This window comes from Sphingorhabdus sp. Alg231-15 (assembly GCF_900149705.1).
GTDB lineage: Bacteria > Pseudomonadota > Alphaproteobacteria > Sphingomonadales > Sphingomonadaceae > Parasphingorhabdus.
The window spans coordinates 3,419,926-3,439,007 of the sequence record NZ_LT703001.1 but is presented as its reverse complement, the minus strand read 5'-3'; the positions used below and the strand labels follow the sequence as shown (position 1 = coordinate 3,439,007).

15 protein-coding genes and 1 pseudogene are annotated in these 19,082 nt (G+C 53.4%); 7 read left to right on the top strand and 9 right to left on the bottom strand.

The window, feature by feature from the left end:
• Positions 1 to 3: 3 nt before the first annotated feature.
• The 3 genes from DG177_RS16675 to DG177_RS16665 are packed head-to-tail and all read left to right on the top strand — an operon-like array spanning position 4 to position 3,027.
• On the top strand, positions 4 to 435 hold the full coding sequence (locus DG177_RS16675; RefSeq protein WP_108813039.1) for a TIGR01244 family sulfur transferase: 432 nt from the start codon (positions 4 to 6) through the stop codon (positions 433 to 435).
• Positions 436 to 476: 41 nt separating this feature from the next.
• A complete protein-coding gene (locus tag DG177_RS16670) occupies positions 477 to 1,418 on the top strand; it encodes a sterol desaturase family protein (protein ID WP_108812517.1) in 942 nt (313 codons plus the stop codon).
• Positions 1,419 to 1,440: 22 nt separating this feature from the next.
• A complete protein-coding gene (locus tag DG177_RS16665) occupies positions 1,441 to 3,027 on the top strand; it encodes a GMC family oxidoreductase N-terminal domain-containing protein (RefSeq protein WP_108812516.1) in 1,587 nt (528 codons plus the stop codon).
• 25 nt (positions 3,028 to 3,052) lie between these two features.
• Here DG177_RS16665 and DG177_RS16660 read toward each other — a convergent pair whose 3' ends face one another.
• Complete coding sequence (locus DG177_RS16660; protein WP_337658972.1) at positions 3,053 to 4,090, bottom strand: hypothetical protein; 1,038 nt, start codon at positions 4,088 to 4,090, stop codon at positions 3,053 to 3,055.
• Positions 4,091 to 4,286: 196 nt separating this feature from the next.
• Between DG177_RS16660 and DG177_RS16655 the strand changes: the two genes are divergently transcribed.
• The 3 genes from DG177_RS16655 (at position 4,287) to DG177_RS17820 (ending at position 6,456) form a co-directional block, all read left to right on the top strand.
• Positions 4,287 to 5,009: a hypothetical protein gene (locus DG177_RS16655; RefSeq protein WP_337658971.1), complete on the top strand. Its 723-nt coding sequence runs from the start codon at positions 4,287 to 4,289 to the stop codon at positions 5,007 to 5,009.
• 69 nt (positions 5,010 to 5,078) lie between these two features.
• On the top strand, positions 5,079 to 5,915 hold the full coding sequence (locus DG177_RS16650) for a S1/P1 nuclease (RefSeq protein ID WP_108812514.1): 837 nt from the start codon (positions 5,079 to 5,081) through the stop codon (positions 5,913 to 5,915).
• A 259-nt stretch (positions 5,916 to 6,174) separates the two neighbouring features.
• Positions 6,175 to 6,456: a hypothetical protein gene (locus DG177_RS17820; RefSeq protein ID WP_337658970.1), complete on the top strand. Its 282-nt coding sequence runs from the start codon at positions 6,175 to 6,177 to the stop codon at positions 6,454 to 6,456.
• Between the two features lie 14 nt (positions 6,457 to 6,470).
• Here the strand turns inward: DG177_RS17820 and DG177_RS16640 are convergent, their stop codons facing one another.
• The 3 genes from DG177_RS16640 to DG177_RS16630 form a co-directional block, all read right to left on the bottom strand.
• Positions 6,471 to 7,577 (bottom strand): alpha/beta fold hydrolase, encoded by a 1,107-nt coding sequence (locus DG177_RS16640; protein ID WP_108812513.1) that lies wholly within the window; start codon positions 7,575 to 7,577, stop codon positions 6,471 to 6,473.
• Positions 7,578 to 7,686: 109 nt separating this feature from the next.
• Entirely contained in the window at positions 7,687 to 8,373 is a 687-nt protein-coding gene (locus tag DG177_RS16635) for a LytTR family transcriptional regulator DNA-binding domain-containing protein (RefSeq protein ID WP_108812512.1), read from the bottom strand.
• 56 nt (positions 8,374 to 8,429) lie between these two features.
• Entirely contained in the window at positions 8,430 to 9,338 is a 909-nt protein-coding gene (locus DG177_RS16630; RefSeq protein ID WP_108812511.1) for a haloalkane dehalogenase, read from the bottom strand.
• A gap of 174 nt (positions 9,339 to 9,512) precedes the next feature.
• On the opposite strand from DG177_RS16630, the gene DG177_RS16625 reads away from it, so the two are divergent.
• Complete coding sequence (locus DG177_RS16625; RefSeq protein ID WP_337658969.1) at positions 9,513 to 10,676, top strand: serine hydrolase domain-containing protein; 1,164 nt, start codon at positions 9,513 to 9,515, stop codon at positions 10,674 to 10,676.
• 60 nt (positions 10,677 to 10,736) lie between these two features.
• Here DG177_RS16625 and DG177_RS16620 read toward each other — a convergent pair whose 3' ends face one another.
• The 5 genes and pseudogenes from DG177_RS16620 to DG177_RS16600 form a co-directional block, all read right to left on the bottom strand.
• Positions 10,737 to 12,992 carry a M3 family metallopeptidase gene (locus tag DG177_RS16620; RefSeq protein ID WP_337658968.1) on the bottom strand — a complete coding sequence of 752 codons (2,256 nt, stop codon included), beginning with the start codon at positions 12,990 to 12,992 and terminating at the stop codon, positions 10,737 to 10,739.
• A gap of 273 nt (positions 12,993 to 13,265) precedes the next feature.
• On the bottom strand, positions 13,266 to 15,455 hold the full coding sequence (locus DG177_RS16615) for an EAL domain-containing protein (protein WP_108812509.1): 2,190 nt from the start codon (positions 15,453 to 15,455) through the stop codon (positions 13,266 to 13,268).
• A 172-nt stretch (positions 15,456 to 15,627) separates the two neighbouring features.
• Positions 15,628 to 15,741 (bottom strand): annotated as a pseudogene (locus DG177_RS17895) (PEPxxWA-CTERM sorting domain-containing protein); the annotation flags it as partial.
• Positions 15,742 to 16,337: 596 nt separating this feature from the next.
• A complete protein-coding gene (locus tag DG177_RS16605; protein WP_108812507.1) occupies positions 16,338 to 17,186 on the bottom strand; it encodes a metallophosphoesterase in 849 nt (282 codons plus the stop codon).
• A gap of 27 nt (positions 17,187 to 17,213) precedes the next feature.
• Positions 17,214 to 19,082, bottom strand: a complete 1,869-nt coding sequence (locus DG177_RS16600) for a cytochrome c3 family protein (RefSeq protein ID WP_108812506.1) — start codon at positions 19,080 to 19,082, stop codon at positions 17,214 to 17,216.

Sequence of the window (19,082 nt, the reverse complement as noted above, 5' to 3'; positions counted from 1 at the left end):
AGCATGTTCCGGAAAATAAACGATAAAGTCAGTGTCTCGCCGCAAATCAGCCTGGATGATATTGCTGCAGCCAAGGCCGAAGGCGTGCGCTTGATCGTCAACAACCGCCCTGACGGCGAAGAGCCCACCGCACCTCAGAGCGCAGATATTGAAGCCGCGGCAAAGGCCGCTGGAATCGCCTACATCGCAATCCCGATCACCCATAGCGGTTTTTCCGCACCGCAAGTCGATGCAATGATTGCGGCTCTTGATGGTGCCGAAGGGAAGACGCTCGCCTATTGCCGGTCCGGTACACGCTCGACTTTGTTGTGGTCACTGGCCCAAGCAAAACAGGGCGTCTCACCGGACGAGATTGCACGGCTGGCCGGAAATGCTGGCTATGACATAACCCCGGTCCGTGCGATGGTTGATGCTTTGGCGGGCGGGACGGACTAATCCCGCTGGACAGTTGCTGACAGCACTGTAAATAGGAAGCCATGGAAAGTCTTCCCGATCCAACCCTTTATGCGATTCCGTTTTTTGTCGTCACGGTAGCGATCGAATTTTTCATGAGCCGCTATCGCGATGATATCAAATATGATGTCAAAGACATGGCGACGTCACTGACATTGGGCACTGGCAGCGTGGTCGCTGGCATATTGACCGGCGGGCTAGCCGTGGCGGCAATCTATTGGGTCTATCAGTTTCGGATACTCGACGTCCCGTTCACCTGGTGGGCCTGGATACTCGCCATATTTGTTGATGATTTTTTCTACTATGTCTTCCACCGCGGCGCGCATCGCATCCGCTGGGTCTGGGCTGCGCATGTCAATCATCACAGCAGCGAGCATTATAATCTCTCGACCGCCTTGCGTCAGCCGTGGACCAGCACCTTCGCGCTGACTTGGATATTCTCGCTACCGATGTTCCTGATCGGCTTTCATCCCGCGATGATCGCCTTTGTTGGCGGCGTTAATCTGCTCTATCAATATTGGATCCATACCGAAGCCATTGACCGGATGCCGCGCTGGTTTGAGGCGGTAATGAACACCCCGTCCCATCACCGGGTCCATCATGCGACCAACCCACGCTATCTCGACAAAAATTATGCCGGGATTTTCATCATTTGGGACAAGATGTTCGGTACGTTTGAGGAAGAGCGCAATGATGAGAAAATCCAATATGGCATCATCAAAAACCTCAAAAGCTATAACATCCTTTGGGCCGTATTTCACGAATGGATCGGCATGGCTAAGGATCTGTGGTCAGCGCCGTGGCGCTACAAGCTCTTCTATTTGATCAAGCCGCCTGGTTGGAGCCATGATGGCACCCGCGACAGCAGCGAAACGATCAGAGCGCGATGGCTTGCCGCGCAAAACGAACAAAGAATAAGTCACCCTGCAACAGAACAGGGAAATGCTGAAAAAAGTTCAGTGTGATAGTTAAACTGGAGAGAATAACATGGCAGAATATGACATTATCGTCATTGGCGGGGGATCAGCGGGCAGCGCAGCTGCAGGACGGCTGAGCGAAGATGGTAAGCGGTCGGTCTGCCTGATCGAAGCCGGTGGCAATAACAATAATTTCCTCGTCAAGACGCCGGGGATGATGCCCTTCCTGCTCAAGAACGCGAACTGGCAATTTGATACGGTACCGCAAAAAGGGCTCAATGGTCGCATCGGCTATCAGCCACGCGGACGCGGGCTCGGCGGTTCCAGTGCGATAAACGCGATGGTCTATATTCGCGGCAATAAATGGGATTATGACAATTGGGCCGCGCTCGGATGTGATGGCTGGAGCTACGATGATGTCCTACCTTACTTCAAGAGGTCCGAGAGCAATGAGCGCGGCGGCGATGACTATCATGGCGGCGATGGACCACTCTCTGTGTCTGACCAGAAATGGCTGAACCCTGGCAGCGTCGCCTTTGTCGAAGCCGCGCGCAATTTACAGATTCCGGTACTGGACGATTTTAACGGAGCCGAGCAGGAAGGCATGGGCATCTATCAGGTGACCCAGAAAGGCGGCGAGCGCTGGACTGCCGCGCGCGCCTATGTCGAGCCCATGCGCCAGCAACCGAATCTCGATATTAAGACCAAATCGCTGGTCGAGAAACTGATCGTCGAGAATGGCCGCGTAACCGGCGTGCAGATCAAACGGGGCCGCAACCAGGAGGTCCTGACGGCCAAAGGAGCCGTAGTGCTGTCCGCAGGCGCATTCGGATCGCCACATATCTTGCAGCTGTCCGGCATCGGTCCTGCCGCCCATCTCAAAGAAAAAGGCATAGAGGTCACCGCCGACAAGGCGCACGTCGGCGCCAACCTGAAAGATCATATCGATTTTGTCTCCGGCTATAAAACCGAGTCCAAGGAATTGATCGGTGACTCGCTGCAGGGAACGGTGCGCATGGGCAAAGCGATCATCGAGCACAGGATGAAACGGACTGGCATAATGACTACGCCTTATGCTGAAGCGGGCGGTTTTTGGCGCTCCAGCCCTGACCTTCCGGCTCCCGATATTCAGTATCATTTCGTGCCCGCCATGCTCGAGGATCATGGCCGTGAGAAAGTCAAAGGCCATGGCTTTAGTTGCCACGCCTGCGTCCTGCGTCCGCACAGTAAGGGTACAGTGCGTCTCAACAATTCCGATCCAGCCGCGCCGCCGGCCATCGATCCCAATTTCCTTGATGACGATCGCGATATTGCGACCTTGCGGACCGGAGTCAGGCATATGCAGCGGATCATGGAAGCGCCGCCCCTGACTGACTTCAAACCAACCAATCGCCACCCCATCGACATGAGCAATGATGACGCATTGGACGGGTTGATCCGGGAGCGGGCGGATACCGTTTATCATCCGGTTGGCACGTGCCGCATGGGTAATGATGATGATGCAGTGGTCGACAGCCGTTTGAAGTTCAAAGGTTTGGACGGGCTTTACATTGCTGACGCATCCATCATGCCGGAGATCATAAGCGGCAATACCAATGCGCCCAGTATCATGATTGGCGAACGTGCAGCAGATTTCATCAAAGCCGATCTGGCCTGACGATTAGCGGGCGAACAGAGATTTTCTAGGCGAGGATCGTATAGCCTTCTTCGCCCTGCCCACGGCACATTTGCTTCGAAACGCGGGTTTCCTGACCGTCGATAATCGCGACGTCGGTGATGCTGAGGCATTTACGGCCATTGGGCTGCGTGTTCAGCGCTGTCACCGTTGACGAACCCGAAACACCGGCCCGTGTGGGGCTCTTCCAGGTGGCGGTAGCGCCCACTTCTTCCTCTTTGGTCACCGCGACTGTCGCTTCGGCGGCTTCTTTCTGTTCGTCTTCGGTCAACTGACAGGCAATTTCACCGACCAGAACAGCGCCAACGCCGCTGGAGATAAGCGTGCCGACTTTACCCAGACCAGCCGCATTTCCGGCAACACCGCCGAGGATGCCACCCAGCAGGCCGCCACGCTTTCGCGACTTCTTGCATTTTTGAGCGCCTTTGGATTTTTTGGCGGTTTTAACCTTGCCGCCTTTTTCGGATTTTTCTTCGACAACAGCATATTCCGGTACCGGATAACCACCACAACCGGTGTTGAAGCAGAAACGGTCCTGCAAATAGGCACGGTCTTCCTGATAGCGTGCTTCCAAGGTGCGATAGGTTTCCAAATGCGCACCATCGGGATCGGATGAGCCGTGCTCTGCCATCATGGCCGCATAAAAGTCGTCGCGACTCTTTGCCGAATAATCCATTTTCCCGGCAACTCTAGACGTATAAATTGCTGAAATCTCATTTTGATGGTCGATCATCCGCTGACGAAATGGGGTCAGCACTTCGGCATAATATTGATCGAGCAAGACGGTGCAACGATTGGTATCTTCCGCCTTGTCAAAGGGAGCCGCAATTTTCTGAAAGTCCTCTCGACAGTCGGGATAGCCATCCTGACTGAGGACTGGTGTTGCCGGTAGGGTGGGCAGATCGGGTTCCGTCATCGCCGGCGCGACATAGGCGCGATCCGCTTCTGCCACCTCTTGATCCTGCGAATGAGCCGGGGAGCCAGTACCAGCTAACAAGGATAGCGCGACTAGCACATGAACCATGCTGTATACGTGTTTTGTCATCTGATTGCCTCCCGTTTAAATGGCTAGCTTCAATCCGCGTATATCGCAAGCTGCACTTGGCAGCTCACGGACATCCGGTGTCACTTAAGATGCTATTTACGCTGCCTTTTTTCCACTGTCTGTGAATTATCGCACTTCTTGTGACAAATATGATCTTCGACTATGCTATGTTGCTGTCGGGGCAGGAAAAATAATCATGAAGAGATATGTTAAATTAGCAGTGGGATTGACGGCGATGTTGGCCGTTCATGGAAATTCACCTGCCGCTAAACCTGCGATGGATCCGGAAAACCCCACTTGCCCGGCTGAACCAAACTGGACCAGTAACAAAAAGATGATTCTAAAGCCGGTGGATAAGAACGGCACCAAGGTTTTGCTCGCCGAGGGTGTTGTGGACCTGGAATTGCCAGAGCGCTTAAAGAAGGCGCTGTCCGACAATCCGGACATCACCGAAATCTGGCTGCGGTCTCCAGGCGGCCATGCCCGTGCGGGCAATGAGGCGGGCCGGATCATCCGCGAAGTCGGTGGCGCAATGATCACACGCATCCCCGCTGGCTGGACCTGTTTCAGCGCCTGCAATTTTGTCTTCATGGGCGGGCGGGCAAGGATTATCGAGGCGGATGGGGATTTCATGGTCCACATGTTCACCATGACTGGTGATCGCAATGCGATTAACTACAGCATCGAGATGGGCACGGACTCCACCGTTGAACTGATAGGCGAAGTCGAACAGGAAAGCGCCTTGCTGGCAACCGAAGATAATGATTTCCTCATCCGTATGGGCGTATCCCGAAAATTACTGACCGACATCATGTACAAACAGAAAGCCGTAAAAACAGAAGGCGATGATCAATCCACCCGTCGTTGCCTGACCAAGGAAGAGGCGCTGAAATATAATGTCGCCAATGTCGGCGACTAATCCTCCATCACAGACTCCCACCCCCCATCAATACACAATATTGTAATTGAAATAGCGCACAGGACATTCATGCTGAAAAAATTACTCATCGTCGCCCTGCTCCTAGCCCCTGCTCCGGCACTTGCATGGGGCAGCTATGCCCATCGCACGATTGCCGGGATTGCAGAAACAAATATGGATCCGGCCAGCAAGGCGCGGATGAACAAGCTGTTTCGCTCCGCCGCTCTGCTCGGCACCCCGAAATGTGACCTCAAAAACATCGGCGATGCCAGCGTTTGGCCAGACTGTATCCGCCGCGACCGGCTGCGTTGGGGTTATACGAGCCCGTGGCACTATCAAAATGTTGATATCTGCAAACCGTTTGACCTCAAAAGCGCTTGCCGCAATGGTAATTGCGTGTCGGCACAGATAGATCGCAATGCGGCCCTGTTGAAGGACAAATCTCTGCCCGCCCATATCCGGTTGGAAGCGTTAACATTTCTCGTGCATTTTGTCGGAGACATGCACATGCCTCTGCACAGCGGTGATCGTAGTGATCGCGGCGGAAACGACGTCAGTGCAGCCTATGGCCTGATCGAAGGCCGGATGAACCTTCATTGGCTATGGGATGGCCCTCTGGCGGAACGCGCGATTACCGACGGACCGGAAATGATCCGCCAGTACAGCGAAGAGGAAAAGTCCAACAAAGCCTTCGGAACGACCGATTTCTGGGCGATGCAGGCCTGGCAAATAGCGCGCGATTACAGCTATCCGACGGCTGAGGATCAACCAGCATGTGGTCCCAAGCTAACAAGACGGGGCAAGGTGGATAATGACGAAATCCGGAAACTCATCCCCACCGCACGACTCCAGATTGAACGTGCCGGACTGCGACTCGCTCGTTTGCTGGAAGAGGCGCTCAACTAGCCGATTTTAACGGTTTCTTAAGGACGTTTGTCAATATTTGGCAGTTTTCCGTAACTTTTTTTTAACATTTTTTATCGCTGCGATTCAATGGCTTGGACATCGCTGTGCGAAATATCACCGCGAAATGTCGGAAAAATCCTATCTACATTCTTGTGAACCTTTATCTCTTCGTCGACGGAAAGAAACGGTTCACCGTCAATTCAGTAACGAATCTTAGTCTCGTGCGTATTAATTTTGGCAACCAAGAGAAGGAAGAACGATGTATTTGTCCCCAAGATCATTCGTCAACCGTCCTCAAGACGTATTGGCCGAAACCAACAATCCGCAAGAAGCGGCCGTGCTCCAGCGCGGATATCAGCCGATGTACCATCTCGATATCGTCAACCGCTGCCCCGGCTGCGGTAAATCGCACTGGCATGTTGGCCGGTTCAGCGCAGAATGTGCGCATTGCGAAACGGCTTTGCCACTCGCAATCGTATCAAGCCAACCCATGGAGCCTCGCTTTACCGAGAGCTTCAGCAAGACTGCAATGGCCGCTTGAACCGACTAGGTATTTTATTTCCGTAATCCTGCAACGCGCCGCAGCCATTTGCTGACGGGGGCGACATAGAGCTGATGAGCTGTGGCAGCGTTGTCGTAGGCGTAAGCGGAAACGGCGTCGGGATATAACTGCAGCCCGTGATCCGCCTGTTTGATTTCCAGCCATTGTGCAGCGCCGGGTGATTTTCGGTTGATCATGTCGACAATCATTCGGTGGCCATGACGGCTTTCGAACTGTTCATATTCACCGAACACCACCATGACCGGCACGTCGAGCGACAACCAAGCCGCCAGGAAGTTCTGTTCCGCCGCTTGCCAATGCCAAGCAAATGGACGACCATAGTGGTTTTCGGCACCAGTCCCCCGGATTCTGCCCCAAACACCCGCCAACTCGGGATGATCTGATGCGACTTCACCCGGTGTTTTCTGGTCGATCAGATAGTGCTGAAGAAACGCAATTCTCTGAATCATTTCGGGATGAATGTCCTCAGGCTTAACCGCACCAGACCGTTCGACATATAGCCGTTCGAAATGGATCATCCGCTCCAGATAGGTGACCGCCCCGCCACCTTGTACGATTACACCGGCGACATCGTTATCCTGGGCGACCAAAGGTGCCGTGGTAGATCCCAAGCTGCTGCCCAGAACAATCACCCGTTGTGGATCTACCCATGGATGCTGTTTGGCTTGGACCAGAGCCTCGCGATAATGGCGCACCTCTGTATTATAATCGAGCTTGTCGCATCCCGGGCCTTCGCTATCGCCGGTCCCGGCACGCTCTATACGGATCATGACCATTTCGGACTGCTGCGCAAGCAACCGCAACTGTGTATCGCGCCCATCAGGAAAGATAACACTGTCGCACGAGACCCATTGAGTCACAAATATCGCTGGCAGGGGTCCGGTGGTGCCATCTGGCCGAGTCAGAATGCTGCGTAGACGCAGCCCCTCACCCATGGAAACCGTTCCATATTCGGTCTCCAGCCCTTCAGTCTGTTCCAGCGTTACATCCGGTGCCACCGCTAGACCTCCGGTTACTCGAGTCTCGGCATTCAAGTCGCTTACGTTTGCTCCGGCCATTGCCGCTGCAAGGATCAAACCTGTTAAAAATCGGCGCATCATTATCCCTTTCACACTCTTTCCCACGACGAGAACAGATTGATAGGGACGGTTGACGCCAGCCAGAAAGGGCGATGTGACGAAGGGACTAAATTTTCACCGGCGAAATCTCTTACTGCAGTGCCAAACGATAGCGGTTGCCTATTTTGAAGGTCTGACCATTATTGAGCGTGAGAATATTGCCGGTCAGGTCCTTTATATTCTGACGCCTTACCAGAACAGACCGGTGAATTCGAATAAAGTCATGGGCGGACAGCAGCCTTTCCATCGCGGAAATCGACATACGGTGCAATATTGGTGCCCCCGATCCATGCAATTCAACATAGTTGCCAGCAGCGACTACCCATCCGATTTGATCAATAAGCAAGGGAAGCTCGTCTGTGGAGACAAGCTTCTTGTCGGCAGCTCGCTCGGATACGAAACGCCTCAATATCCAGGACAGCGCTAACATTCCTGCGATAACGGCCGCACCCGGGAGCCTTCTGGTCAATTCGAACATTACATTGCTGCCAGACATCAGATGATCCAGCAGAGACATGCCGACTGCAAAGACCAACACAATCCCAAATTGCGAGAACCATGAGCCGGACCGCTTTGCAATTTCAAAACAGATCAGCCATGGCACGATATTCAGCCCAGCCCAGACGATGCCATCGACCAAAGGCTCTCCCCGACCAGCAAGCGTAGTGTAAATCAGACAGTAAAATGAGGAGGCAAGCGTAAGGGTAACCGCAGTCAGCAGCAGCTGAGCAGCGGTTAGCGGGCGAATGAAAATTCTGTCCAGACTATCACTCAGCAAGGCATGTTTCCTGTCGCTATAACAGTCTGCTTTTTAGCAGAATTACTGACCTTTGACTAGATATCTCCAAAAGCTTCGAGCGCGGCGCGGGCAATGGGCTCTCCCCATTCCTGTACAAAATGGCCGCCCCCTTCGATCATCATTGGATCGGGACAGCCGTTGATCAGCTTTTGCAATTTGAGCATAGCCGGTGGGCCGAGGACCGGGTCGGCATCGCCGATGGCCATGAAGCTATCGCCTTGCCATTCATCTTTCCAGAATACCGCAGCTTGCGTGCTGACCTCAACGCCGTCCATCTCCGGTGAAACGGGGACCAGCGCAGGAAATTTGCGGGCGCCTGCTTGATAGCTCGGGTCCGGAAATGGCGCATCGTAAGCGGCGATTTCCTGTTCTGTCAGGTGCGGCGTACCGCTGGCGATGATCTGACCGGTCTTGAATTCCGGCGTGTTTAGCGCGAATTCCTTCCACGCATTGAAACCATCCCCCGGGGTACGGCCAAGCCCTAGACCTGTGTTCATAATGATCAGGCGTGACAGCCGCGCTTTGAACGCATCATCAACTGGCAGGGTTAGTCCGATCAAGCCGCCCCAATCCTGCACCACCAGGGTGATGTTCTTGAGGTTCAACCGCTCGACCAGTGCGAGGATGTAGTCGCGGTGAAAATCGAACGTGTAGTCGTCGAGCTCCGTAGGCTTGTCAGAACGACCAAAGCCGAAGAAATCAGGCGCGACGACCCTTGCCCCGCTTTCCCGAAAAACCGGGATCATTCGGCGATAGAGGAAAGACCAGCTTGGTTCACCGTGAAGGCACAGAAATGTCCGATCAGCATCTTTCGCCCCTTCATCGATCCAGGCTGCCCGCAATCCTTCATAACCCGGCAGATCATCAGCATAGTGAACCGGATAGTCAAAATCGGGAATATCGGAAAAGCGTTCATCGGGCGTGCGGACAGCATTGATGGTCATGATCTATATTCCTCTCAAGGGTTTCGCTTCGAAACCTGTCATTGGCGCAGGACCGGGTCAAGAGTGCATATATGCAAATGGCCGTCAGATTTTTGCATATTTCGCGAAGGGTATGATGCAGTCGAGCGTTATCACAATATCCGCCCCATAGGCGGTTCAGTTGTGGAGTATGCTGTGCGCGAAAAAGTCTGTCCGGAAAGAATTTGGGAAAAAGGCGTTCGAACTACAATGTTGGGTTTGTGCCTGTTTACCTTGGGCTGTGGTGGCGGTGATGCAGCGCCATCCGCAAGTCAGCCGATCACCTTACCGCCCTCTGCTCCTACCCCGACGCCAGTACCCACACCAGCACCCGCGCCGTCACCGGCACCCTCACCGGCTAATTTTCAGGCGATAATTGACGCAGCAGAGAATTTTGATGATTCCGATTTTGCGATCATAATCGGAGACAGTAACGGCATAATATTCGAATATGAAAAGGGAGTTTTTCCGGTATCCCAACAACGTCTAATCGCCTCTTCGACAAAATGGTTTACCTCCGCCACCATCATGCGCCTGGTCGAAAATGGCGTGATGGATCTGTCTGATCATCCGCAGCAATATCTGTCTTACTGGACCAGCGACCCTGCCGACCCGCGCTCCGAAATCACGCTTGAACAATTGCTGTCCTTCACTTCTGGCTTCAACGCCAGTCCGCGCGTAGATAGCTGTGTTGCAGACGGGTCGACCACCATCCAGACTTGCGCAGAGGAAATTTACGGCTTTGACATTGCATCAGATCCGGGAACGACCTTTGCTTACGGTCCACATCACATGCAGATCGCGGCTGCCATGGCCGAGCGCGCCACTGGCCTCCCCTTCAACACCATTTTTCGGGATATTATCGCCAACCCGCTGGGGATGAGCCAAGCCTCGACCTATCTCTCTCCAAGCATCAGCAATCCGAGAGCCGCCGGCGGTGCCGCCACAACTAGCCGGGATTACGCTTTGTTTCTGCAAGCGATACTTAATGGCTCCTTGATCGCCGACCGTGACAGGTTTCTTGAGGATCGCACGGACGCCGTCACGTTTCTGTTTCGCCCAGACGGTGCCGAGGAAAGTGGCGACTGGCATTATGCGCTTGGCGCCTGGCTGGAATGCGATGCTGATCCGTTCGTTCCAGCTTGCACCGAAGCCCAGATCTACTCGAGCCCTGGCTCCTTCGGCTGGACCCCGTGGATCGACTTCCAAAATGGCTATTTCGCTCTGATCGCGCGCCGCGGTGATTTTGCCTCGGCGGATATTGCCATATCACTCGAACAGATATTACAGCCGCTGATCGTGGAAGCGTTGTCAAACTAATCACCTGAAAAGAAAAAGGCGGCCACATGGACCGCCTTTTTGCTTGCTAATTCTGAGCGGCTAGTCGTTACCCACAGTCTCACCGCCCTCGGTGCTTGCCGTTTCACCAGGAACCGGGAAGCCGCGTTTCTTGAGGATATATTTGACCTCAGGATCACGGCCGCGGAATTTCCGATACGCGTCCTTGCGATCGGTTTCATTGCCGGTCGCCAAAATGATCGAACGATAACGCTCAGCCACTTCCGGATCCCAGACATTGCCCGCTTCTTCAAACGCTGCCCAGGTGTCCGCATCCATCGTCTCTGACCAGAGATAGCTGTAGTAGCCGGCCGAATAGGCATCTGATGAGAACAGATGATTAAACTGCGGCAGGCGGTGACGCATGACGATCTCTTTCGGCATGCCGATTTCGGTCAGCGTCTCCCGTTCGAACGCATCCGGATCAGTGATCGGTTCAGCGCGGTTATGCAGCTTCATATCCACAATGGCAGATGACAAATATTCCACCGTTGAAAAGCCTTCATTGAAGGTTTTCGAGTTTTCAATCTTGTCGACCAGCTCCTGCGGCATGGGCTCGCCGGTCTCGACGTGCCTCGCATAATTATCGAGAATGTGGCGCGTCAACAGCCAGTTTTCATGTACCTGACTAGGATATTCCACAAAATCCCGTGGTGTTCCACCAAAGCCGGGATAGGTAATATTATAGTTGAAATAATGCAGCGCATGTCCGAATTCATGGAATAGTGTGGTTGCATCGTCGAGGCTGATCAAAGTCGGCTTGCCATCGCCACCAGGAACGAAATTATTGTTGTTCGAGGCGAAGATATAACGGTTGTCGCCGCCCAGATTATATTGGCTGCGATAGGTCGTCATCCACGCCCCCGACCGCTTGCCTTCACGCGCGAAATTGTCGAGATAGAACACCCCGATCAGCTTGTCGCCACGCTTGACTTCAAAGGTCCGCACCTGCGGCTCGAACACCGGCACGGCGCCGGTATTCTCTGTGAAAGTCATGCCATAAAGTTTGTTCGCCATTTCGAACATGGCATCGACCATATTGTCGAGCTTGAAATAGGGCTTGATCTCGGCTTCATCGAGATCATATTTCGCCTTGCGGACTTTTTCGGCATAGAAGCGATAGTCCCAGGGCTCAATAGTGATGCCAGCGCCTTCAGCATCCGCAATTTCCTGCATGTCGGCGACTTCTTCCTTCACCCGACCAACAGCCGCAGGCCATACCTTCATCATCAGATCCATTGCAGTTTCAGGGGTCTGCGCCATGGTGTCTGCCATGCGATAATGCGCATGACTGTCAAAGCCGAGCAGCTTGGCGCGGTCTGCGCGCAGCTTCAGAATCTTGGCAATGGTTTGATTGGTGTCGTTGGCATCGCCATTATCGCCGCGGTTAACATAGGCCATGTAAACCTTTTCACGAAGATCGCGATTGGTCGAATTCTGCAAGAACGGCTGCATCACCGAGCGCGTGTTCTTGAGTGCCCAGCCTTCCTTCTTCTGCGCTTCAGCAGCAGCACGGACCGATGCGATGAAGCTGTCGGGTAGCCCGGCCAGTTCAGCCTCTTCGGTCAGGTAGATATAGGTTTCCTCATCCGCCAGCACCTTGTTGGAAAACGCGTTAAATGCCTTGGACAATTCTGTGTTCAAGCGGATCAGTTCCTGCTTGTCGTCGCCTTCCAGCTCCGCACCGTTACGGACGAGAGACTCATATTGCCGCGTCACCAGACGCTTCTGCTGCGCGTTGAGATCGGATCCTGCAAGGCTATCATAGACCGTCTTGGTCTTCTGGAAAAGGCGGGGGTCGAGCTGGATCTCGTTGTAGAAGGCCGAGATTTTTGGCAGCCATTCCCCCTGAACTTTGCGGACTTCTTCATTGGAAAGATTGCTTGAATGCACCCCCCAAAGCGCAAACACTTCATTGGCCTTGGAACCTGCTAGTTCCCAAGGCACCATGAAATTGTCGAAGGTCGCAGGCTCCGAGCTGGATAGGATTACATCGACTTCCTTCTTACCCTCGTCCATCAGCGACTGGAAAGCGCCGGGAAAATCAGAAACCTTCACTTCGTCCCATGGCGGCACGCCATCATAGGGGCCGGTCCATTCTTGCAATATTGTGTTTTCAGCGGCATCGTCAGACGTCTTTTTCATCCCGCTATTTCCATTGGCACTCATTCTGTTGAGCTCCGCTGTGGTCATCTTCTTGCCGTGATTATCGGCAAAGGCAGGACTACTGCTGAAACCGAGCAAGGCGGCGGTCGATACGCCGAGGAAAAATTTACGGCTGGAAACTGAAAATCGCATTTATGTCTCTCCAATAGATAGGATATGTCGCCCCTGTTAAGGACACAAAACTCTACGCTTTCTGGCGCTTGATACCCCGATACAATAACCGCGTACCAAAGGCAAAAAGGTTGCGTTTGAAATCATGTTTTAGACAAACGGCGCTTAGCCGTCGATGAACGACGACCGAGCTCACTCTCACTCAAATTTGGCAAGCCAGTCCTAAGAAGAGAACCGGATTTAATGTCTGTCAGAGATGCCGAGACAAATGCATCACGTCTCGGGAAAAGCGTATCAGATCGCGACTTGCATGAATTGCGGTTTACTGGCGTCGTTGGACGCGTTCTGTGCAAGGGGATAATTTCCAGGAGGCAAGGCTGCCAATGGCATACCCGCAGAGGCGAGATCATAAGGGGAAACCCGGTGGCGCGTACAAAGCCCGCCTGCACCATCGCTAATCAACGGTGTTTCAAACTCTGCTGCCAACATTGATTCCTGTGATCGTGTGACGCTGCAGATAACCAGTTGGCCACCACCAAGATCGAGCACTAGCTTGGTTCCGATAGGGACGCCAAGCATGCCTTCAAACCGTGCGCCCGTCTTCGAAAGATCGCGCATAACCACGTCATATCGGTGATCTTCATGGATTGCGCCAATGCGCCGGAAAACCGTACGCCGATCCTGCCGATAGAGATCTGGTCCGTCGGGCTCGATACGAAACTCTCCGCTTCCCAGCTTTTCTCCAATTTCCTCAAGCTTGAGCGCTTTTGAGTAAATCCACCCTTGAATGTACCGAGCGCCTTTTTCACACACCAAATCGAATTGGTCGAACGCCTCGACCCCCTCGACCGTTGTCTCCATACCCAGCGCTTCCGACAGACTGACGATGGCCGCGATTATCTTGGCGCTGTTCTTGTCTTTTTGGGTACAGGAATCGACAAAGCTCTTGTCGACCTTGATCTTGTCGAACGGTGCGGAGCGCAGATAGCTCAGCGACGAATAGCCGGTACCAAAATCATCTAGTGCCAGCCTTACGCCCAGTTCCTTGAGGATTTTGAACGTATTATCGATGGTTTCGCTGTCACCCATGAAGACGCTCTCAGTCAATTCGAGCTCCAGCCTTTCCGGCTCCAGTCCACTTGCTGCCAGCGCGTTCATGACAATTTCGGGAAATCCGCTATTGGCAAATTGCACAGCCGAAACGTTCACCGCGATCCGGACCGATTTCGGCCATTGCAAGGCATCCTCACATGCCCGGCGCAGCGCCCACTCGCCCAGTTGATTGATAAGGTTCAATTCCTCTGCAATCGGAATGAATACACCGGGACTGACCGATCCTCGTTCGGGATGAACCCAGCGCATCAATCCTTCAAAGCCGACGACCATATGGTCATCTGTCCGAACAACCGGTTGATAGTGCATCTCGAGCTGACCGTTATCGAGCGCTTCGCGCAAGTCCTCGACCAACATCCGCCGTTCCTGCTCTTCATCCTTCAAATCGGCAGAATAGAAACGATACTGGCCACGTCCGGAATTCTTTGCCGCATAAAGCGCAAGGTCGGAGCTTCGGATAAGCTCTTCCTTTTCGACGCCGTCATAGGGCGCGACCGCAATACCGATGGATGTTCCGATAATAGCGCTTTTGTCGTCAATGGGATAAGGTTGCGATACGATTTTGACGATCTTTTCCGCGATTTCGCCGAGCTTTCCGCGATCGTCAAGGTCAGGCAAGATTACCTGAAACTCATCGCCACCCAACCGACCGATTTCGCCTCGATCACCGATAATCGTGCGCATGCGTTTGGCAACCTGCTTAAGCAGCTCGTCACCAGCAGGGTGACCCATTGTGTCATTCACCTGCTTGAACCGGTCGAGATCGAGCATCATAATCGCACAACTGCGGTTAGCCGCCTTGAATGACCCCAGTAAGCCAGTGAGCCGGTTATCCATACGGTGACGGTTAGCCAGACCTGTCAGTGAATCAAATTCGGCCAGTCGTGAATCTTCCAGCTTGCGCTGATACTCAACTGACACATCCTTGGCATTACCACGATAACCCTGAAATTCTCCGCTATCGTCAAATTTCGGATGGGCGGTAATCATCCACCAGGTCTGCTTGTCCCCAGGCCTAAGTGTCAGGGGAACGCGCCGGACCACCAGATCGTTGATCTTGCTGCGCTTGCTGAACTGATATTTTAACGGTCGGTCAGATTTTTCGTCGGGATTGTCAGGATCATTCTCGAAAAGCGCCGTCATTTGCTCAGCCAGCAATTCATCAACCGGTCGATCGAGATTTTCTGCCGCTTTTTCAGAGAGGTAAACGAGCCGGCCATCCGCATCAGTGGCCCACAGCCAGTTTATGCCTGCTTGTTCAAAATCTTCGAGTACTTCAATACGGCGTGCGTGGTTATCAGACGTAATCACCGATATGGAATCGCCGTCTGCACCGTTGGAAAATGCTCGTAATATGCCTTTAACCGCCATAGATATTGTGTCTCAGCCCCACGTGAAGAGTTATTTTTGGTCCTTGACCACCCCCTTAAAGGCACATGGTTTACATAGCGCTAACAATTGGCAAACTGTCGCAAAATCTAGAAACAAAAGCCCCGCCAGATCGCTCTGACAGGGCTTTTTGACGAAATAGACTTTGATAAAGTCAGGCGTAGCTGACTTTTACGTTCGCTTTGCGATTACGACGCATTGCGCCACCAATGGCACCAAAGCCGAAGATCATGAAGGCCCATGTCGCAGGCTCGGGCACAGCTGCAATCGCATTTGTTCTGAACTGCAACGTATAATTGTCATCAGCAGTCGAGAAACCACCCACCGTCTGGATTGTTCCATCAGCAATGAAGTCAATTCCGCCAGCCAGTGGTTGCAACGGGCCGAGTTCTCCATTCAGAAACGGCGTGGAAAAACGCGTGTCACCGGCCGTGCCGGTCAAAGCCCACGTATGCAATACATTCCCAGCGCCATCAAATATGTTGAAGGCCAAATCCAGATCAGCAAGCAGCGTTTGACTGTTGAACAAGCCGTAGGTTCCCGTGTACTCGGCGCCAACAGCTATATTCTGAATTTCTGTCCCATCTTGAAATGTAATACCACTCAATGTGGGAGATTGATAATCCCAAAGGAAAATCATTTCGGCGGCGCTCGCATTGCTTGATAGAGCAAGAAGAGACGCTCCTGTTAAAGCAAAAATAGATTTCTTCATCAAAACTTCCCGTCAAAATTGTAGCGGGACTTCAGTCCCTCGGTATTGCGAACCCTAAGGAAACGTTAACAGAATTTACACGACAGAGCAATTTGCTTTGTTTGCCGACAATACCTGTACCAGTTTGGGACAATGTCGCAAAAATCAAACAGCTATTCCGGCCGCTCCGCCAGCAACGCCCGCACCAGAGGTTGCAGATTCTCGTCATAACGCGCGAGCATCACATGCTCTTCTGCGGTCTCGAAATGGCTGACCAGTTGTTTCCCGTTCCACCAATGCAGTGCGATGGCCGGTGGATCCGCGACAATCATGTTGCGACCGTCGGGATTTTCCGGATCTATCGGTTCGAGATCAAACGCAACCTGCGGCGCGGTGGAGGCGCAAATCGAGAGGCTGGTTCCTTCAAACGAAGTCGAAATATTGCGGTGTAAATGGCCGGTAATCATACCCTTGACCTGATCATGTCCGGCAATCGTATCCGCCAGAGTTGAAACCCAGGGTTCGCGAGGGTCGGTGTTCATCCAGGCGATACCGGATTCCACGGGCGGATGATGCAAAATCAGCAATGTCGGCTTGTCCTGCTTCTCAGACAGCCTGTCGGCCAGCCATTTTGCACGAACATCACAAAACGCACCGCCATGCCGTCCCTCTTCCAGCGTGTCGAGAATCAGCAGGCGCAGAGGGCCCTCATCAATCTCATATTGAACAAAGCCATCGGCCATAGGAACATCGGGGAATTGCTTTTGAAACGGTGCTCTCAGATCATGATTGCCCAGACACATATGAACCGGAAAGGGTAGGTCAGCAAATGCCTCTTCGAGCCTCTGATAACTCTCCTGGTCACCGCGATCGACCAGATCACCCGTGGCGAGCAATGCATCGGGTCGCGGCGTCATTTCGCACAAGACTTTCAGCGCCTGATCGAGCCGCTTGCGGTTAAATTCGGACGGATTATCCGGATCAAAGCCCAGATGAATATCCGTTACCTGCGCCAAAAGCATGGGCGCTTCCCCTCTCTTACGTCACTTCTAGCGACTGGCAATTTTCTGCTTTCTTGTTTTTACTTTCAGCTTGTCCGATGGCTTCAGCGCCTCATTGTCGTTCACCGCCGTATCGGGCTTTTTGCGCTTGTCCTTCTGTTGCTCCTTGATCAACCAGGGCGCACCATCATCGGCATGATAATCATGACACATAGCGCATGTCGATGGCACATCCGATGTATTCTGGAATTCACCGCCATGACATTCACGGCAAGTCTTGATGCCGGGCAATAACAGGTCCCGGGCATTGTCAGAGGTTGTTGCCGCATGGCATGATGTGCAATCCTCTTGCGTGTGCGCTTCATGGCTGAACCAGCCTTTGTGCATATAGCGGTCGGTCTGGGTTACTGGCTTGATCCCATAGTCCACACGCCCCCGAGCGGTCGGCGGGGTTACACCATGGCAGTCAAAACAAGCACCGCCGCGGGAAAAAACCTGCTGAATAGCGAGATTTGCCCGGCTTGGCCGAAACTGGACGGCGCGGGCATAATCGCTTGCCACCCGGCTGTCATTTTCAGCGCCAGGACGCCGCCGTTTCATACCGCCAAGATTGATCGGCCGCGAAGGACCGGTCGAACGATAATACGCACGCAGGTCGGCGCGCACCATGTCGGGCTCGCCATGGCGCAAAGTCCGTACCGTGTTGCCGATCTCTTCAAAAGCGAGGCTGTGGCACATCGCACAATCCTCTTTCATGTCGACTGGCTCGAAGCGTACGCCATTGGCATCGGGTGTATGGCAGTCGGCACAGGCTAACGAATCGCCAAATCCAAATTTCGCCGACAGCCGTCGCCCCATTTGCGCAACTCCGCCGGTTTTCGACATATGCACATCGTGCGGAAATTTCAGACCATTATATTCGGTCGGCTTTTCATCCAGTGAAACCCGCTTGCGGGGCGGGTTTTTGCCACCTGGCTCGACCAGCAAGGCAGGACGAAACTGCGGATGCGAAATCCCGAAATCTGATGCATTTTCAAGTTTCGTATCGGTCAACCGCCCGTCCATTCCTTCGTGACAATCCGCGCAGAATTTTTGCGCAGTAGGCTGCATAGCACCGGCGCCCTCATGCTCGGTGTGACATTCGACACACCGGCCCGGAGGTTTGTTGAATGCCGAGGCAAAGGCCGCACCGACTTTTTCAAACCCTTCAGGCTCACCCATGGCCGTGCGCAGACGGTCTTTCTTGGCATGATCATGCGCGTCATCTTCATGGCAATTCAAGCAGGTCTTGTCCGTAACCGTAACAAATGCATCGACATGGCAGGCCTGACAATCGCCTTCGAGGCTGTGATGCGCTTCGCTGAGCGCGCCGGATGTCCACATCGTGTCAGCGTGGAAACCTTCGGGCCGTTCCTCGACTCCGCGATAGGTTGTCCAGGTGTAGATGGGCCAAACCAGAAATGCCGCCAGCACCAGCGCGATAAAGCCCCACGCGCTGATCCTTTTTCCAGGCAGAAGGCCCTTTAATGTATAGAGCGCGCCTTCTTCCCGGTCTTCAGCGGAATCGGACAGAGCCTCGACCCGCTTGACGGTAAGAGTAACGCCTCCCTCCTCCTCGCTGACGACAATCACATGACCGCCAAAACCCAACTCCGCACCTTTTGCGGGATCGATAGTCGCCGCCATATTCTGGCGGCCGTCGACGGAAAATTTCTGACCTGAAATGCTCTCAATCTCTATCCGGCCATCATCCAATTGACGTATGACGGCATGATCAGGATTGACGGCAAGGTCCGGCAGATGGATCGCATTTTCTGTGTTTCGGCCGATCCCGATCTGCGACTCTTCGAACGGATTGGCGCGGATAATCTCGCGGCCATCGGCAGTGACAGCAATTTGGCGAACGATAAAGGTCAT

Bases quoted from the DNA above. Each gene is read 5' to 3' on its own strand.
- DG177_RS16600 (WP_108812506.1), bottom strand. From the start codon at position 19,082: ATGACCTTTATCGTTCGCCAAATTGCTGTCACTGCCGATGGCCGCGAG.
- DG177_RS16620 (WP_337658968.1), bottom strand. From the start codon at position 12,992: ATGCGATTTTCAGTTTCCAGCCGTAAATTTTTCCTCGGCGTATCGACC.
- DG177_RS16665 (WP_108812516.1), top strand. From the start codon at position 1,441: ATGGCAGAATATGACATTATCGTCATTGGCGGGGGATCAGCGGGCAGC.
- DG177_RS16675 (WP_108813039.1), top strand. From the start codon at position 4: ATGTTCCGGAAAATAAACGATAAAGTCAGTGTCTCGCCGCAAATCAGC.
- DG177_RS16650 (WP_108812514.1), top strand. From the start codon at position 5,079: ATGCTGAAAAAATTACTCATCGTCGCCCTGCTCCTAGCCCCTGCTCCG.
- DG177_RS16640 (WP_108812513.1), bottom strand. From the start codon at position 7,577: ATGATGCGCCGATTTTTAACAGGTTTGATCCTTGCAGCGGCAATGGCC.
- DG177_RS16660 (WP_337658972.1), bottom strand. From the start codon at position 4,090: ATGACAAAACACGTATACAGCATGGTTCATGTGCTAGTCGCGCTATCC.
- DG177_RS17820 (WP_337658970.1), top strand. From the start codon at position 6,175: ATGTATTTGTCCCCAAGATCATTCGTCAACCGTCCTCAAGACGTATTG.
- DG177_RS16615 (WP_108812509.1), bottom strand. From the start codon at position 15,455: ATGGCGGTTAAAGGCATATTACGAGCATTTTCCAACGGTGCAGACGGC.
- DG177_RS16605 (WP_108812507.1), bottom strand. From the start codon at position 17,186: ATGCTTTTGGCGCAGGTAACGGATATTCATCTGGGCTTTGATCCGGAT.
- DG177_RS16630 (WP_108812511.1), bottom strand. From the start codon at position 9,338: ATGACCATCAATGCTGTCCGCACGCCCGATGAACGCTTTTCCGATATT.
- DG177_RS16670 (WP_108812517.1), top strand. From the start codon at position 477: ATGGAAAGTCTTCCCGATCCAACCCTTTATGCGATTCCGTTTTTTGTC.
- DG177_RS16655 (WP_337658971.1), top strand. From the start codon at position 4,287: ATGAAGAGATATGTTAAATTAGCAGTGGGATTGACGGCGATGTTGGCC.